18 protein-coding genes, 2 tRNA genes and 1 pseudogene are annotated in these 15,957 nt (G+C 62.8%); 8 read left to right on the plus strand and 13 right to left on the minus strand.

Features of this window, described 5'->3' with window-relative positions; all coding sequences use genetic code 11:
• Positions 1–298 precede the first annotated feature (298 nt).
• Positions 299–1,567 (minus strand): ATP-dependent Clp protease ATP-binding subunit ClpX, encoded by a 1,269-nt coding sequence (gene clpX, locus RLDS_RS33105; protein ID WP_021224725.1) that lies wholly within the window; start codon positions 1,565–1,567, stop codon positions 299–301.
• Positions 1,568–1,708: 141 nt separating this feature from the next.
• Positions 1,709–2,344 (minus strand): ATP-dependent Clp endopeptidase proteolytic subunit ClpP, encoded by a 636-nt coding sequence (clpP, locus tag RLDS_RS33110; protein ID WP_021224726.1) that lies wholly within the window; start codon positions 2,342–2,344, stop codon positions 1,709–1,711.
• A gap of 126 nt (positions 2,345–2,470) precedes the next feature.
• Here clpP and RLDS_RS33115 point away from each other — a divergent pair, with 126 nt between their 5' ends.
• The gene (locus RLDS_RS33115; protein ID WP_021224727.1) at positions 2,471–3,079 is read left to right on the plus strand and encodes an HdeD family acid-resistance protein; all 609 of its coding nucleotides are present in this window, start codon (positions 2,471–2,473) and stop codon (positions 3,077–3,079) included.
• Here the strand turns inward: RLDS_RS33115 and RLDS_RS33120 are convergent.
• The 3 genes from RLDS_RS33120 to RLDS_RS33130 form a co-directional block, all read right to left on the minus strand.
• Positions 3,064–4,038, minus strand: coding sequence for a glycosyltransferase family 2 protein (locus tag RLDS_RS33120; RefSeq protein ID WP_031297467.1), 975 nt, complete (start codon positions 4,036–4,038; stop codon positions 3,064–3,066). The genes RLDS_RS33115 and RLDS_RS33120 overlap by 16 nt on opposite strands.
• Positions 4,039–4,186: 148 nt before the next feature.
• Positions 4,187–5,794 (minus strand): trigger factor, encoded by a 1,608-nt coding sequence (gene tig, locus RLDS_RS33125; RefSeq protein WP_021224729.1) that lies wholly within the window; start codon positions 5,792–5,794, stop codon positions 4,187–4,189.
• Positions 5,795–5,863: 69 nt separating this feature from the next.
• Positions 5,864–5,948, minus strand: a tRNA-Leu gene (locus RLDS_RS33130).
• A 127-nt stretch (positions 5,949–6,075) separates the two neighbouring features.
• Between RLDS_RS33130 and RLDS_RS33135 the strand changes: the two genes are divergently transcribed.
• From RLDS_RS33135 to RLDS_RS33145, 3 genes are all read left to right on the plus strand, one after another.
• The gene (locus tag RLDS_RS33135; RefSeq protein WP_021224730.1) at positions 6,076–6,273 is read left to right on the plus strand and encodes a hypothetical protein; all 198 of its coding nucleotides are present in this window, start codon (positions 6,076–6,078) and stop codon (positions 6,271–6,273) included.
• A gap of 187 nt (positions 6,274–6,460) precedes the next feature.
• Positions 6,461–7,066, plus strand: a complete 606-nt coding sequence (locus tag RLDS_RS33140; protein ID WP_021224731.1) for an RNA polymerase sigma factor — start codon at positions 6,461–6,463, stop codon at positions 7,064–7,066.
• On the plus strand, positions 6,984–8,009 hold the full coding sequence (locus tag RLDS_RS33145) for a FecR family protein (RefSeq protein WP_021224732.1): 1,026 nt from the start codon (positions 6,984–6,986) through the stop codon (positions 8,007–8,009). The genes RLDS_RS33140 and RLDS_RS33145 overlap by 83 nt, the downstream gene beginning before the upstream one ends.
• 36 nt (positions 8,010–8,045) lie before the next feature.
• On the opposite strand, the gene RLDS_RS33150 is transcribed toward RLDS_RS33145, so the two are convergent.
• The 4 genes and pseudogenes from RLDS_RS33150 to RLDS_RS33160 form a co-directional block, all read right to left on the minus strand.
• Entirely contained in the window at positions 8,046–8,780 is a 735-nt protein-coding gene (locus RLDS_RS33150; RefSeq protein ID WP_021224733.1) for an NAD-dependent deacylase, read from the minus strand.
• Between the two features lie 505 nt (positions 8,781–9,285).
• Positions 9,286–9,384, minus strand: a pseudogene (locus RLDS_RS55825) (Sir2 family NAD-dependent protein deacetylase); the annotation flags it as partial.
• Between the two features lie 71 nt (positions 9,385–9,455).
• A complete protein-coding gene (locus RLDS_RS33155) occupies positions 9,456–10,115 on the minus strand; it encodes an MOSC domain-containing protein (RefSeq protein ID WP_031297469.1) in 660 nt (219 codons plus the stop codon).
• A gap of 72 nt (positions 10,116–10,187) precedes the next feature.
• Positions 10,188–10,406, minus strand: coding sequence for a hypervirulence associated TUDOR domain-containing protein (locus RLDS_RS33160; RefSeq protein WP_021224736.1), 219 nt, complete (start codon positions 10,404–10,406; stop codon positions 10,188–10,190).
• A gap of 124 nt (positions 10,407–10,530) precedes the next feature.
• Between RLDS_RS33160 and RLDS_RS33165 the strand changes: the two genes are divergently transcribed.
• From RLDS_RS33165 to RLDS_RS33175, 3 genes are read left to right on the plus strand one after another with little or no spacing between them, the layout of a single operon-like run.
• On the plus strand, positions 10,531–11,709 hold the full coding sequence (locus tag RLDS_RS33165) for a glycosyltransferase family 4 protein (RefSeq protein ID WP_021224737.1): 1,179 nt from the start codon (positions 10,531–10,533) through the stop codon (positions 11,707–11,709).
• Between the two features lie 28 nt (positions 11,710–11,737).
• Positions 11,738–13,051 (plus strand): replication-associated recombination protein A, encoded by a 1,314-nt coding sequence (locus tag RLDS_RS33170; protein ID WP_021224738.1) that lies wholly within the window; start codon positions 11,738–11,740, stop codon positions 13,049–13,051.
• The gene (locus RLDS_RS33175) at positions 13,048–13,905 is read left to right on the plus strand and encodes a hypothetical protein (RefSeq protein WP_031297470.1); all 858 of its coding nucleotides are present in this window, start codon (positions 13,048–13,050) and stop codon (positions 13,903–13,905) included. Before RLDS_RS33170 ends, RLDS_RS33175 begins: the two co-directional genes overlap by 4 nt.
• Positions 13,906–13,923: 18 nt before the next feature.
• On the opposite strand, the gene RLDS_RS33180 is transcribed toward RLDS_RS33175, so the two are convergent.
• Positions 13,924–13,998 (minus strand) — tRNA-Thr (locus tag RLDS_RS33180).
• Positions 13,999–14,079: 81 nt separating this feature from the next.
• Positions 14,080–14,520: a cupin domain-containing protein gene (locus tag RLDS_RS33185; RefSeq protein ID WP_021224740.1), complete on the minus strand. Its 441-nt coding sequence runs from the start codon at positions 14,518–14,520 to the stop codon at positions 14,080–14,082.
• A 121-nt stretch (positions 14,521–14,641) separates the two neighbouring features.
• Here RLDS_RS33185 and RLDS_RS33190 point away from each other — a divergent pair, with 121 nt between their 5' ends.
• Positions 14,642–14,944: a glycine zipper 2TM domain-containing protein gene (locus RLDS_RS33190; protein WP_031297471.1), complete on the plus strand. Its 303-nt coding sequence runs from the start codon at positions 14,642–14,644 to the stop codon at positions 14,942–14,944.
• 95 nt (positions 14,945–15,039) lie between these two features.
• Here RLDS_RS33190 and RLDS_RS33195 read toward each other — a convergent pair whose 3' ends face one another.
• Positions 15,040–15,315: a hypothetical protein gene (locus RLDS_RS33195; protein WP_031297472.1), complete on the minus strand. Its 276-nt coding sequence runs from the start codon at positions 15,313–15,315 to the stop codon at positions 15,040–15,042.
• A 153-nt stretch (positions 15,316–15,468) separates the two neighbouring features.
• Positions 15,469–15,876, minus strand: coding sequence for an EVE domain-containing protein (locus RLDS_RS33200; protein ID WP_031297473.1), 408 nt, complete (start codon positions 15,874–15,876; stop codon positions 15,469–15,471).
• Positions 15,877–15,957: the final 81 nt, after the last annotated feature.

A 15,957-nucleotide genomic window follows, 5' to 3' on the forward strand; every position in this document is an offset into this window, starting at 1 on the left:
GCTCTTTACGGCTTCTGGCGTCGCCCCTGTGATGCTCCTTTTGCAGTTTTGTTACAGCGCATCATCAGGATTGTCACAATCCCCCTGCCGCCCGCCCGGACTGGGTCAGCGGCATCGCTCCTATTGCGCCAATATATTGAAATTTAGTGACATTATGGGAACTGAGAGCAGTATCAGGCGTATGATGCAATTTTGCAACGCAGCGGAATTATTTGTGCGAGGGCGAAGCGAAATGAGAAAAGCCGGCAATCGCTTGCCGGCTTTCCGTAAATTTATGGCTTATCAGCGCTGAGGGCGATCAGGCGGCGTCGTCGGCCCGCTTCTTCGTTTCGCTGAAGACACGAATCGGCTCCTTGGTGCCGGCCACCACATCCTTGTCCACCACGACCTCGCCCACGCCTTCCATCGAAGGCAGGTCGAACATCGTGTCGAGCAGGATCGCTTCTAAGATCGAGCGGAGGCCGCGCGCGCCGGTCTTGCGCTCGATCGCCTTCTTCGCGATCGCGGTCAGCGCATCATCGGTGAAGCTGAGTTCGACATTTTCCATGTCGAACAGCTTGGCATATTGCTTCACCAGCGCGTTCTTGGGCTCGACCAGGATCTTGACCAGAGCGGACACGTCGAGGTCTTCCAGCGTCGCGATGACGGGCAGGCGGCCGACAAATTCGGGGATCAGGCCGAATTTGAGCAGATCCTCCGGCTCGCTCTGGCGCAGCAATTCGCCGGTCTTGCGCTCCTCGGGCGCGGCGACATGCGCGCCGAAGCCGATCGACTTGGCTTCCAGACGATCGCCGATGATCTTTTCGAGGCCGGCAAAGGCGCCGCCGCAGATGAACAGGATGTTGGTCGTATCGACCTGGAGAAACTCCTGCTGCGGATGCTTGCGGCCACCCTGGGGCGGGACGCTGGCGGTGGTGCCTTCCATCAGCTTGAGCAGCGCCTGCTGCACGCCCTCGCCCGACACGTCGCGCGTGATCGAGGGGTTTTCGGCCTTGCGGCTGATCTTGTCGATCTCGTCGATATAGACGATGCCGCGCTGCGCCTTTTCGACATTATAGTCGGACGCCTGGAGCAGTTTTAGGATGATATTTTCCACATCCTCGCCGACATAGCCCGCTTCGGTCAGCGTCGTCGCGTCCGCCATGGTGAAGGGCACGTCGAACGTCTTGGCGAGCGTCTGCGCCAGCAAGGTCTTGCCGCAGCCGGTGGGGCCGACGAGGAGGATATTGGACTTGGCAAGCTCCACCTCGCCCGGCTTGGAGCCGTGATTGAGGCGCTTATAGTGGTTGTGGACCGCGACCGAGAGGACGCGCTTCGCGCGGCTCTGGCCGATCACATAGTCGTCGAGCACATCGCAGATTTCCTGCGGGGTCGGAACGCCGCCATCCTTCTTGCCGACAAGACCGCCCTTGGTCTCTTCGCGGATGATGTCGTTGCACAATTCCACGCATTCGTCGCAGATGAAAACGGTCGGCCCGGCAATCAGCTTGCGCACTTCATGCTGCGATTTGCCGCAGAAGGAGCAGTAGAGCGTGCTTTTCGAGTCCGAACCGGTAAGCTTAGTCATTCGCCATTCTCTCTATCCCCCCCGGAAGTTAATCACCAGATCCGCGCCGGCGGGGGATTTTTCTGGTCCAAAGGCCTTTCTAGCCCGCGGCACGTCCGTTTCACAAGGGGGGAAAGTGACGCACCGCGGTAAAGATAGTCTTTAGGCCTCGTTGGGGTCCGCCATTTGCGGGCGGCGATCAAACACCTCATCGACGAGGCCAAAAGCCTTGGCCTCGTCCGCTTCGAGGAAGGTGTCGCGGTCCATCGCCTTCTCGACCTCTTCCAGCGACCGTCCGGTATATTTGACATAAAGATCGTTGAGGCGGCGGCGGATGCGCAGGATTTCCTTGGCCTGGATCTCGATGTCCGAGGCCATGCCCTGCGCGCCGCCGGAAGGCTGGTGCACCATGATGCGCGCGTTGCTGAGCGCGATGCGCTTGCCCGGTTCGCCGGCGGCGAGCAGGAAGCTGCCCATGGATGCGGCCTGGCCGATGCAGACCGTGCCGACCTGCGGCCGGATATATTTCATCGTGTCGTGGATCGCCATGCCGGACGTCACCACCCCGCCAGGCGAGTTGATATACATCCAGATGTCCTTCTTCGGATTTTCCGATTCCAGGAACAGCAGCTGCGCGACGATCAGCGAGGCCATATGATCTTCGACCTGGCCCGTCACGAAGATGATCCGTTCCCGCAGCAGCCGCGAATAAATGTCGAAGCTGCGCTCGCCGCGATTCGACTGTTCGATGACGATGGGGACCAGCGCGGCCATGGGGTCGGACATGATATCGGTCATTTTTCTCTTTTCCGGGAAGTTGCTTTTGCCCAAGCCCTACATCGGCACAAAAAGCGGCGGGTTCAAGGGGGAACCAACCATCGCGCCATCTATTGATCGGCCAGCATATAACCAAAGGAACAGCGCGTGACCGATCCGTCCCCACCCTTTGCCACCATGGCCGGCGGGCGCTGGCCCTATTCGTCGCGGTGGAAGGCGTTGCTGGCGCGCGGGGTGATCGGCGTGCTGCTGGGCATCGTGGCGATGCTCTACCCGTTCACGGCGCTGGTCGCCTTCACCATGGTGTTTGCGGTCTATGCCTTTGTCGACGGCGTGTTTTCGGCCATCGCCGCGATCCGGCGCGCAGGCGAAGGCGCGCACTGGATCGCGATGCTGGTGCGCGGTTTGCTGGGCATCGCGCTGGGCGTATTGTTCGTGGTGATGCCGCTGGCGGCGACGGTCAGCTACGCGATGCTGACGCTGTTTTTCGTCGCTGGTTGGGCGATATTGGCGGGGATGCTGGAAATCGCCGCGGCGATCCGGTTGCGCGACGAGATCGAGGGCGAATGGCTGCTGGCGCTCAACGGGCTTTTGACGCTGGCGCTGGGCATCGGCATCATCATCCTCTTCACGCTCAATCCGGTCGTCAGCATCCTGTCGCTGGGATGGGCGATCGGCGCCTATGCCTTGTTGTCCGGCGTGGTGCTGATCGTCCTGGCTTTTCGCCTGCGCAGGACGGTTCAGGGCCGGGCGTAGTCGGACGGCGCGCGGAAGCCCAGATAGGAGAGCAGGCGCACCTCCCGCCGGCCACGCACGACCGTATCGAGGATGAGGCCGCACATGGCGGACAGGGTGGCGAGGATCATGAGGCCCGTCACCAGGATCGCCGTCGGAAAGCGCGGGACAAGGCCGGTTTCCATATAGGTGACGATGAGCGGCGCGGCGAGCGCCAGGCCCAGCACGGCCAGCAGCGCGGCGATGATCCCGAAGAAGAGAATGGGCCGTTCTATCCGGTAGAGCGTGATGATCGTGCGCAGGATGCGAAAGCCGTCGCGATAGGTGCTGAGCTTGCTGACCGATCCTTCCGGGCGCGCGCCATAGGCGGTGACGACTTCGGCGACGGGCATGGCCAGTTCCAGCGCATGAACCGACATTTCCGTTTCGATTTCAAAGCCCGCTGACAGAACGGGGAAGCTTTTCACGAAGCGGCGGGAAAAGACGCGATAGCCCGACAAGATGTCGGTGAAGCTGCGCCCGAACAGCTGCTTGAGCAGGGTGGTGAGCGCCCAGTTGCCAAAGCGATGGCCGCGGCGATACGCGGCCTCCACCTCGTCCCGGCGGCTGCCCACGACCATGTCGAGATTATCCTCCAGCATGGCCGCCACCATGCGTGGCGCGGCGGCCGCCTCATATGTCGCGTCGCCATCGGCCATGACATATATGTCGGCGTCCACATCCGCGAACATCCGGCGCACGACATGGCCCTTGCCCTGCTGCGCCACGCGGCGGACGATGGCCCCTGCCCCGGCCGCCAGTTCGCGGCTGCCGTCGCTGCTGTTATTGTCGAAAACATAGATGTCGGCATGCGGCAAGGCGCGGCGGAAATCCTCCACCGTCTGCACGATGGCGCCAGCCTCATTATAGCAGGGCAGAAGCACGGCGACGCGCGGGGCGGCCGCGCCCGTTTCGCTGTTCACTGCGGGAAATTCCTTCATCGCCTGATCATGCCCTGTATGATGCGTGCGACAGCCATGGCGCATCATGATTAAGATTTCATCTGCCATGCCAGTGCCGAAATGAAAAGCGCCCGCGCTTCCATGGAGGAAGCGCAGGCGCTTGAGCATCCGCTGCTATGCGAAAGCCTTATTCAGCCTTGGCAGCGGCTTTCTTGGGAGCAGCCTTCTTCTTCGGCTTTTCCTGCGCCGCGGCGTCGGCCTCTACGGCCTCGTCCTTCTTGGCCGCAGCCTTTTTGGCGGCCGGCTTCTTGGCAGGCGCTTCTTCGGCGGCGGGCGCTGCGTCTTCGTCAGCCTTGGCGGGCTCGGCGGCCTTCTTCTTGGGCGCCGCCTTCTTCGCCTTAGGCTTTTCGTCGTGGTCATGGTCGTGACCGCAGTCGGGGCCATGGACATGCGGCTTGATGTCGCCATCCTCCGCCTCGATCGCAGCTTCCAGTTCTTCACGGGTCACGGCGCGATCCGTAATGTCCGCCTTTTCGAACAGGAAGTCGACGACCTTGTCCTCATAGAGCGGCGCGCGCAGCTGCGCGGCGGCCATCGGGTCCTGGCGGACATATTGGACGAAGCGCTCGCGATCCTGCGGGCCGTACTGCTGCGCGGCCTGCATGATAAGGCGGTTCATTTCCTGATCCGACACGGTCACGCCATTGGCCTGGCCGATTTCCGAAAGCAAAAGGCCAAGGCGGACGCGGCGCACGGCGATGGCGCGATAATCGTCCTTTTCGGCTTCCATTTCCTTGAGCGCCGCTTCGGTGTCTTCCTCATGGCTGGCTTCATGCTGAAGCTGCTGCCAGATCTGGTTGAATTCGGCTTCCACCATACTGGGCGGCACGTCGAAATCATGATTGGCGGCCAGCTGATCGAGCAGCTTGCGCTTCATATGCGTGCGGGTGAGGCCGTTATGCTCCTGCTCGATCTGCCCCTTAAGCAATTCATTGAGCTTGTCGAGGCTTTCCAGGCCGAGCGACTTGGCGAATTCCTCGTCCACCTTGGGCTTGTCGCCGTTCAGCACCGACTTGACCGTCACGTCGAAGGTCGCGGCCTTGCCGGCAAGATGTTCAGCGCCATAATCTTCGGGGAAGGTGACGTCGATCGTCTTTTCCTCACCCTTTTTGACGCCGGTCAGCTGCTCTTCAAAGCCCGGGATGAACTGGCCCGAACCCAGCTTCAGGCGGATATCTTCCGCGCTGCCGCCTTCAAAGGCTTCGCCGTCGACCTTGCCGACGAAATCGATGACCAGCGTGTCGCCTTCGGCTGCTGCATGGTCGTCCGCGTGCTCTTCCAGAGCGCCCTGCTGGCTGGCGATACGGGCGGCGGCTTCCGCGACCTTGTCATCGGCGACGTCCACGGTCAGCCGCTCCAGCTTCAACCCCTCGATGCTGGGCGCCGTAATTTCGGGCAGCACTTCCAGTTCGACCTTGACCTGCGCGTCCTTGCCGAATTCGAAATTCTCGTCCAGCTCGACCGAAGGCTGCATCGCGGGACGCAGCTTCTGGTCGGCGATCAGCTTCTGGATGCTGTCCTGGATGCTGTTGTTGAGCGCATCGCGCTGCAGCGATTCCCCGTGCATCTTCTTGACCAGGTTGGCCGGCACCTTGCCGGGGCGAAAGCCGGGCATCCGCACCTGCGGCGCGATCGCCTTCACTTCCTTGTCAACGCGAGCGTCGATATCCTTCGACGTGATGGTCACGGTGTAGGCGCGCTTCAGGCCCTCGTTCAACGTCTCGACAGTCTGCATCTCTTCTCTCAAACGCTTTCTTCAGCTGAATTTCGGTGGCGCCTGCGATGGCCCGAAAGCCTGGCGCACTGGTGCGGGCGAAGGGACTCGAACCCCCACATCTTGCGATACCAGAACCTAAATCTGGCGCGTCTACCAGTTTCGCCACGCCCGCATCGGTCGCCGGTCGGCGCGGCATAGAGAAAAGCGGGGGCAGTGGCAAGGGATAGTGGATCAGACGGCGGAACTGGCTGAACGCGCCATGCGTAACGGTGATGACAGCTATCGACAAGGAGAGTCACATGGCCACCCAACCCGACCCGAACCCCGCCGCCGTTCCGCCGCCCGACCGGATCGAACCGCAGTCGCCCGATGAAATGCCCGTGCCCGACCGGCCTGCCGAAACACCGATGACGGAGCCGGACGAAATCGCGCCCGTCGCGCCCGATTATGACCAGCCCGATCGGGCGCCGACCGAGCTGCCGCCGCCGCCCGATTGAGCCGCGGCGCATCAACTGTGCGCCATATGCCACAGCGGAATAATAAATTTACTCGGATTTGGAACTTTTGGGTCGATCGTTAAAAATAGGCTTCCGATCGGGTGGACAGGCCCCTGCATCCATGATTGAACTATGACAGATAAAAGAAATCGGGAGAGGCGCGGCTGACAATGATCAGGGGGTCCATGTGCAACGGGTTCGCGCCAAACTGGAATGGTTCAAGACGGTCATTTTGCCGCAGGAGGCTGCGCTTCGCGGCCGTCTGCGGCGGATATTGCCGTCCACGCATGAACTGGAAGACATGGTCGCCGAGGTTCTGGCCCGCGCCTATGCCACGGAAAATTGGGAAAATGTAACGACGGGCCGGGCCTATCTGTTCACGATCGCCCGCAACCTGGTCATCGACACCGCCCGCCGCAACAAGGTGGTGAGCTTCGAGACGATTGCCGACCTGGAACTGCTGGGCGGCGAGAATAATATCGAGGCGCAGCTCCATGCCCGCGAGGCGCTGCGCCAGGTGGAAGCCATCGTCGAGTCGCTGCCGCCGCAATGCCGGCGCGTCTTCATCCTGCGACGCATCCACGAAAAATCGATGCTGGAAATAGCGGACGAAATGTCCCTGTCCGTTTCAACAGTTGAAAAACATCTGGCCAAAGCAATCGCAATAGTTATGCGGGCCTGGGCGGAACGTGAGGAAACGGACTTCGAACGTGCAGGCGTCGGAACCAGGTTCAAGCTACGCGGACAGGAACGCGATCGAGGCGGAAGCCGCGCGCCTGCTGGCCAGGCTTAACAGCGACCCCAGCCCGGACGACGAAGCGGCCATCTGCGCCTGGATCGAGGCCGATCCCCGTCATGCCGTCGCCTTTGCCCGCGCGGAAGCCGCCTGGGACGCGTCGGAACGGCTGAAAAGCGCAGCCGCCGACATCACGCTGCCGCCGATGCAGCAGATCATCAGCGAAGCCGACCAGCGCCGCCTGTCGCGCAACATCATGGTCGCCGCCGGTGTCGCCATATTATTGTTCGTCTTCGCCGCGATCGTGACCGTGCGCACATTCAGTGGGGTGGAACGATACGAAACGGGCGTGGGCCAGATGCGCGACATCGCGCTGGAGGACGGGTCCATTCTCCACCTCAACAGCGACAGCGAGGTCGAGGCGCGATTCACCAGCAATGGCCGCAAGGTGCGCCTGATGAAGGGCGAGGCATCGTTCGAGATCAGCCATGATCCCGCCCGCCCCTTCGACGTCGAGGCGCGCGCCGCGGTTATCCGGGCCGTCGGCACCGCCTTCAACGTTCGGATGCGGCCATCGTTGGTGGAACTGACCGTCACCCATGGCCAGGTGAGCGTCCATTGTGGCGACAGCCCCTTGCAAAAGGTGGCGGCCGGCAGCGGCGCGGTGATCCAGCCGCGCAGCATCTCGCTCACCCGATTGGGATCCAGGATCGTCGAGCAGCGCACCGCCTGGCGCGAGCAGATGGTCGAACTGGACGGCGAAACCGTGGAGCAGGCGGCGGACGAGTTCAATCGCTATCGCAAGGCGCCCATCCTGATCGGCGATACCCGCGTATCGGCGCTGCGAATCGGCGGTCGGTTCCGCACCACCGATAGCCAGGAATTTCTGTCGGCGCTGCAACTGACGCTGCCGATCCGGGTCGTGGATGGCGAGGATGGATCAGTGATGCTGCTGTATCGCGACAGCGCGGAAGATAGCGAACACCCGCCCCTGGCCTGAGCACGGTCGAGCTAGGCGACCGTTTCCGGTGGGCGTTCAGGCCAGCAGCGCGTCGACCAGATCGGGCACCAGTCGCGTCGCGGGGCCGAGTCGGGTTTCATCGAACAGCGCGCTGCCTGCCGAAGGCTCCAGATTGAGTTCGATCGCACGCGCGCCAGCGGCGCGGGCGGTCTGCACGAAGCCGGCGGCGGGATAGACCGCGCCCGACGTGCCGATCGACACGAATAGGTCTGCGTTTTCGAGCGCGTCGTAGATCCGATCCATTTGATAGGGCATCTCGCCGAAAAAGACGATGTCGGGACGCAATCGTGGCTCGTTGCACTTGGCGCAGGCCGATGCGGGCGGCAGGGCGTCAGACCAGGGCGCGGCCTCACCGCAGGCGGCGCACAGGGCGGACTTCAATTCTCCATGCATGTGGAGCAACCGCTTCGCCCCCGCCCGCTCATGCAGGTCGTCGACATTCTGCGTGACGATCAAGAGATCGCCAGCCCAACGCGCATCCAGCCGCGCCAGCGCCTGATGCGCGGCGTTGGGAGACACCTGCGCCAGCCTGGCGCGCCGTTCGTCATAGAAACGGTGGACCAGCACCGCGTCCCGCGCCAGCGCCTCGGGGGTGCAGACATCCTCCACCCGATGCAAAATTGGAACGCCGCTTTCGTCAGCGGTTTCCCAGTAGCTGACCGCGCCCTTCGTTCTGAAGGTCGAAATGCCGGATTCTGCTGATATGCCCGCGCCTGTCAGAATGACGATGTTCTGTATATTATGCGTCATATCACCGCCTTAAATTGGGGAGCAAAGTCCTATCCATTGGTCAATCGACACAAAGAAAAACGCTTGAAATACGGCCTCGGCGAACTTCAGCAAAGCAGCCGAATGTCAAATTCGATGCTTCGCACTTGCCTGCGGTTACAGTCCCAACAGAAGGTGGTCGATCTCCCTCCCAGTCCTCTACTAGGCAGCGTCCCTGACAGTCCCCACTATCACGACAGACCTTCCCCGCATCCGGCGTGGGGATCACACAGGCCGGTGTTCGTAATAACCCTACTCCTTCGATTGAACCACCGGCCGCAACACATTGCTCCGGTGGCGGCACGGGCAATGACGAAGGCGTCGGCTCTTTAGGTTGGCAACCAAATAACAGTGCCACGGCCGCGATCGAAAGAAAAAGGGCTTTGCTACGCATCGCTAATCCTTTGATCGATTTGTATAGTTCCAGCAACTCACCTCAGACGGCGATCTATCGCCGTGAACATTCATCCTCGACCCGATGCCCCTACCACAAACCATCGGGACCGCGGAATGTCGCAAGGCCGCTTTCGGCCGAGATGCCGGCGCCGGTCAGGATGACGATGGAGTTGATGGCGTCTTTCTGCATGATGGCCTTCCGCTTACAAGAGAAGCCATGGTGCTGCCACTATCAGGCGCGTTTGGTAAGATGCCGACAGCCTAACCGGTGGGGGCCAGCTTGCGCGCGCGGTCGCGCCATGTTTCGGCCAGCACCGGCATATCCACGAGCGCGCGCAGGCCGGCGGGATCGTCCTTGTGCCCACCGCCGATCAGCAGGCGGAACAGCCGGTCGATGGGCCATTGCGGAAAGGGTCGTTCGAGCAGGGTCATGCGGGTCCCCGCTTCCGCTTCGCCTTCCTGGATGACGCGGAAATAGATGCCGCAACGGCCGGTCTTGACGACCGTCGCCATGACGTCGCGGGCGCTGAAGCGATGGTCGAGTTTCCAGCAAGGCTGGCGGCCATGGCTGATTTCCACCACGGCGCTGCCGAGCGTGAAGCTGTCGCCCAGGCAGAGTTGCGATTCGGTGAGGCCCCGCGCCGCGATATTTTCGCCAAAGGCGCCGGGAGCATCGAGCAACTGGTGGCCTGGCAGACGCGCGCGCCACCAAGCATAATGATCCTGCGCATAGAGGTGGATCGCCTTGTCCCAGCCGCCATGATGCACGCGGTCGGCGACGGCGTCCCCTTCCAGCCCGCCCCAGCCGATGCGGACCGGCCCCGTCACGGGCTGCTTGGCGATTGCGCTGTAGGCGTCCCCGCGAAAGGGCACGGGCGTGCCGACGAGCAGCGCGTCGATGGTCATGAAGTCCGCAGTCATCGCGTCCAGATGCCATGATGGCAGGCGGGACGCCATGGCCGATCGGGACGGATCGGCCTCTGCGACCACGTGTTAGCTGGCGCTCAATTCCGATCCCAGCTTGAGCACTTCGCCGCCATCATCGACCTTGATCAGATAGGCGGGATTGTCCCTGCTGCCATTGCGGCGGATCTTGGAGCCTTCGATGGTGCGTTCGACGTGGCGCTCAAACCGTTCTTCGACGCGCCCCCGGCCGACGCCCTGCCCCCAGTTCCACTTGACCCTTTTTCCCTTGCGGAAGCTGTCGGTCATAAGGGCATCCTCTCCATTTCGGGCGCATGCCGCGCCGGCCGGTTCATCATCGTGCGAAAGCAAAATTCCCAAGGGCTTGCGCGGTTCCCTTGGGTTTTCTTTTTGGTTCGGCTAAGGCGCTGCGATGGATGCTACCGGCCTTCGTGTCGCCCTGTTCAGCGGCAATTATAACTATGTGCGTGATGGCGCGAACCAGGCGCTCAACCGGTTCGTGTCCTATCTGCTGCGCCAGGGGGCCGCTGTCCGCGTCTATTCGCCAACGGTCGAAACGCCCGCGTTCGAGCCGGCCGGCGACCTGGTGAGCGCCCCGTCCTTCGCTGTGCCGGGGCGGAAGGAATATCGCGTCCCCTATCGCCTGTCCGGGGCGTTGCGCCGCGACCTCAAAGCGTTCCGCCCCAATCTGGTCCATGTATCCAGCCCCGATCCGCTGGGGCATCGCGCGGTCAGCTGGGCGCGCGCCCAAGGTCTGCCCACGGTCGCGTCGGTGCATACGCGGTTCGAAACCTATCCGCGCTATTATGGCCTCGCCTTTCTGGAGCCGCTGATCGAATCGATGCTACGGCGGTTCTACCGGCGATGCGACGCGATCGTCGCGCCGTCCGAATCCATGGCGCAGCTGCTGCGCGATCAGCGGATGAGCTATGATGTGGGCATCTGGACCCGTGGAATTGATCGCGAGATTTTCTGCCCCGGGCGGCGTGACATGGCCTGGCGGCGATCGCTTGGCATCGGCGACGACATGCCGGTGATCGGCTTTATCGGCCGGCTGGTCATGGAAAAGGGGCTGGACGTTTTTTCCGACACCGTCGACCAGCTGGCCCAGCGGCAGGTCGCGCACAAGGTGCTGGTGGTGGGCGAAGGCCCGGCGCGCGAATGGTTCGAAAACCGCCTGCCCAGCGCGGTCTTCACCGGCTTTCAGAAGGGCGCGGACCTGGGCCGCGCGGTGGCCAGCATGGACATGCTGTTCAATCCGTCGGTCACGGAAACCTTCGGCAATGTGACGCTGGAGGCGATGGCGTGCGGCTTGCCCACGGTCGCCGCTCGCGCCACGGGCAGCGAAAGCCTGGTGACGCAGGGCGTGACCGGGCGACTGATCCGGCCCGGCGCGATCAGCGATTTCGCCGACGCGCTGCAAGCCTATTGCGAGGACCCCGAGGCGCGCGCAGCGGCGGGTAAGGCGGCGCAGCAGCGGGCCGAACGCAACGGTTGGGATCAGGTCAATCAGGCACTGGTCGACACCTATTTGCGCGTCATTCGCCAGCGCGCCCAGGGACTGGCTCCTCGCTCCAGCCCTGTTCCCTGACCGCGCGGGCGTTCCTATATCGCTAGCGATGGCCGACCTCTTCGCTTCCCAAGATGATGCCGCTGGCGCATCCGATACCGCTCCGCTGGCCGACCAGCTGCGGCCGCGCAATTTGGCCGATGTCGTGGGTCAGGAGCATCTGACCGGGCCGGATGGCGCGATCGGCCGGATGGTGGCGGCGGGGCGACTATCCTCCATCATCTTCTGGGGGCCGCCGGGCACGGGCAAGACGACGATATCGCGCCTGCTGGCCGATGCGGTCGGCATGCGGTTCGAGCCGATCTCCGCGGTGTTCTCAGGCGTCGCCGACCTCAAAAAAGTGTTTGCGGCGGCCAAGGAGCATGCACGCCACGGCCAAAAGACGCTGTTGTTCGTGGACGAGATTCACCGGTTCAATCGCGCGCAACAGGACAGTTTCCTGCCCTTTGTCGAAAATGGCACGGTGACGCTGGTCGGCGCGACGACGGAAAATCCCAGTTTCGAACTGAATGCGGCGCTCTTGTCCCGCGCGCAGGTGCTGATCCTGCGCCGGCTGGATGCGGCTGCGCTGGAGCAATTGCTGGACCGCGCCGAAGGGCTGATGGGCCGGCCCCTGCCGCTCGATCCGGCCGCCCGGGAGGCGTTGCTGGCGAGCGCCGATGGCGATGGGCGGTTCCTGCTGAACCAGGTCGAAACGCTGTACGCCATCGACATTCCAGAGCCGCTCGACCCCGCCGGGCTGTCGGCGCTGCTCCATCGTCGGGTCGCCGTCTATGACAAGGATCGGGAGGGGCATTATAATCTGATTTCCGCGTTGCATAAGTCATTGCGCGGGTCCGATCCGCAAGCGGCGCTCTATTATCTGGCGCGGATGCTGACGGCGGGCGAGGAACCGCTGTACGTGCTGCGCCGACTGGTTCGGTTTGCGACGGAGGACATTGGCCTCGCCGACCCGCAGGCGGTGGTGCAGTGCCTTGCGGCCAAGGACGCTTATGATTTTCTGGGCAGTCCCGAAGGTGAACTGGCGATCGTGCAGGCGTGCCTCTATTGCGCGACCGCGCCAAAATCCAACGCGGCCTATATGGCGATGAAGGCATCGTTCCGATCTGCGCGGGAGACGGGATCGCTGATGCCGCCGATGAACATCGTCAATGCGCCCACCAAGCTGATGAAGCAGGTGGGTTATGGCAAAAATTATCAATATGACCATGATGCGGCGGAAGGCTTTTCCGGCGCGAACTACTGGCCCGAAGAGATGGAGGCGCAGACTTTCTACGCGCCCACCGATCGCGGCTTCGAGGCGCGCGTGGCGGAACGCATGGCCTATTGGGACAGGTTGCGTTCGGAGCGAGACGCGGGGTGATGCCCCGGTTCGCGCGATTTGCCGCCATTGACTGGTCCGGCGCGAAAGGCGCGCGCCACAAGGGGATAGCCATCGCGCTTTGCGAGGCGGGCGACGCGGTCCCGCACTTGGTGAGCGGTCCGGAAGGCCCATGGTCGCGGCGGCAGGTGGCGGACTGGGTGATGATGGAAGCCGAGAGCGCGGACACGCTGTTCGGGTTCGATTTCAGCTTCGCCCCACCTTTCGTGCGCCGTGGCGGCTATCTGCCCGGAGACGATGTGCCCGATGACGGGCCGGCCTTCTGGGCCTATGTCGATGCGATCTGCGACGACATGGATCTGGGGGGGGCGAGCCTGCTGGAAGTGGCGCATCGCCGCCATTTCTATTTCGGCAAGGCGGATGGGCTGAAGGCCGCCTTTCTGCATCATCGCGTGTGCGAGGCGCTCTATAATGCGGGCGGCGGCGGCAAGCCGTCCACCGTCTATGACGCCATTGGCGCGGCGCAGGTGGCCAAGGCGAGTTTCGCGGGCATGCGGATGCTGCACCATGTGCGGCCGGAGGTGCCGGTTTGGCCGTTCGACCCCTTCCCCGCCGCCGGATCGCTGATCGTCGAAATCTACACCAGCATCGCCGCGCGCGCCGCCGGACGGCCCAAGGGGCGGACGAAGATGCGCGATGCCCTGGCGCTCAATGATGCGCTGGCGGCGCTTGGATCGAGGCCGCATGACGGCCCCATGCCCGATGACCATGGCGCGGACGCCATCGTCACCGCCGCCTGGATGCGCCAGGCGGCGACGAACCCCGCGCTCTGGGCACCGACCGCGCTGACTAGCGAGGTAGCACGCACCGAAGGATGGACCTTCGGGGTGGTGTGACATTGCCTGAGAAGGAAATGGTGCCGGCTGAGGGGATCGAACCCCCGACCTTCGGTTTACAAAACCGCTGCACTACCGCTGTGCTAAGCCGGCTGGATGGCGAGTGCCCTAATGACGGGCGGCATCGCGGTCAACGGCGAAATGCCGATGTGGCGTCTGGCGAACAGGCGCGCTTCAGCCGCCGGGCGACCAACCGGGCGGCGCGAGGGTGAAGCCGGCAAATTCAAAGCCCGGCGTGACAGTGCAACTGACCAGGGTCCATCCGCCCAGTGGGGTGGCCGATTGCCAATGATGCGCGGGGACCAGCATCTGCGGCGTCTGCCCCTCTAAAACATCCGCCCCCAATATGGTGTCGGACGCGGGACCGTCAGCAGGCGCGATGGACAAAACGATCGGCGCACCGGCATGCCAGAACCATTGTTCGTCGGCATCAACACGATGCCAATGGGAGCGCTGGTGGCCTTCGAGCAGGAACAGAATCGCGGTGCCGGCAGCGCGCTTTCCTGCCTCACTTGGCGCTCGCCACGTCTCTCTATACCAACCGCCTTCGGGATGGGGCGACAGGTCGAGCGCCGCGATCAGCGCCTTTCCATCCTGTTCATCGACGCTTCGCATCCTTTCACCTCAAATTTTATGGCTGTGGAAACAGAGGCTTGGGCTGTTGCCGCACGTTCATGCAACCTCGATCAATAGAAAGGGGTTCAAGCGTCAAATCACGCTAAAGGAGGAGATACTCATGCGTAAAGCTCTTATGGCCCTTGCCGCCGTCTCGCTGGCGGTTCCCGTATCGATGGCTGTACCCACCGACGGCGCGCAGGCACGCAAGCATCATCGCTACAAGGAATGGCGCGGCCGCGACGGTCGCACCTATTGCCGAAAGTCCGATGGCACCACTGGCCTCATCATCGGCGGCGTCGGCGGCGCCCTGGTGGGCCGGGCGATCGACACGCGCGGTGATCGCGCGACGGGAACGATCCTGGGCGCAGCCGGTGGCGCGCTGCTGGGCAAGGAAATCGACAGCAAGCGTCGCTGCCGCTGATTGGATGTTGCCGGGCCAGGCCCGGCAACACAGGTATAAAAAAGGGACGGCGTCCTGACCGGATGCCGTCCCTTTTTCTTGCTTGAACGCAGGTGTCAGTTGGAAGCGGCGCCGCGGGCTTCCTCGACGGGGAAGCTGACCGGACGGCCATTCGATACGCCCGAAACCTTGCCGTCCTTGACCGACAGGTTGAAGGCGACGGCGCCGGGGTAGCGACGACCGGAAATCTTCTTGCCCGCGGCAGTATCCTGAACGTCATAGACGTAGGTATAGCCTTCGTGCGTGAAGCGCTGCTTGGCCGTGTCTTCAGCCTGGGCAGCGGTGGCGGCGATGGCGGTGACGGCGCCGGCGACAATGAACTTGGACAGCATTCGCATAGGGTTTCTCCTTGTGAATGCCGATCAAACACCTCTTGAACATATTATTATCTGGTTGCCCCGGTGATATGCTGCGGCGCAGCAGAAGGACAATCGCAAAAAATGTCGTTCCGGTTGCGTTGGATGCAATCGCTTGCGCTAGATGCCTCAGGTCTTTGACATGGCGACGATTTGGTCGAACTCCGCCTTGGTCAGGGGGCTGACGGACAGGCGAGGCTGCCGGATGATGGCCATGTCGGACAGAGAGGCTTGCGCCTTCATCGCCTTGAGCGGCACCGGATTGGCCAGCTTTTCCTTAGGCGCGACCTGGACGGCGATCCATTTGCCCGAATCGTCGGTACTGTCGGGCGCGGCTTCCCCAACGATGGTCATGATGCCGACCGCCGCCAGTCCGATATTGCTGTGGTAGAACAGGGCCAGATCGCCCTTGCGCATGGCCTTCATATGCCCCTGAGCAGCGTGATTGCGCACCCCGTCCCACTCCGCCTGCCCCTTGGCGACCAGATCGTCATAGGAGAAGACATCGGGTTCCGATTTCATGAGCCAATAGTGCATCATGCCTTCTTGCAACAGCGGCCCGGGACGATCAAGGATGCCGCCATGCACGCCCCTGCCCCAATGGCGGACAGGGGCCAT

The organism is Sphingobium lactosutens DS20 (assembly GCF_000445105.1).
Lineage (GTDB): Bacteria > Pseudomonadota > Alphaproteobacteria > Sphingomonadales > Sphingomonadaceae > Sphingobium > Sphingobium lactosutens.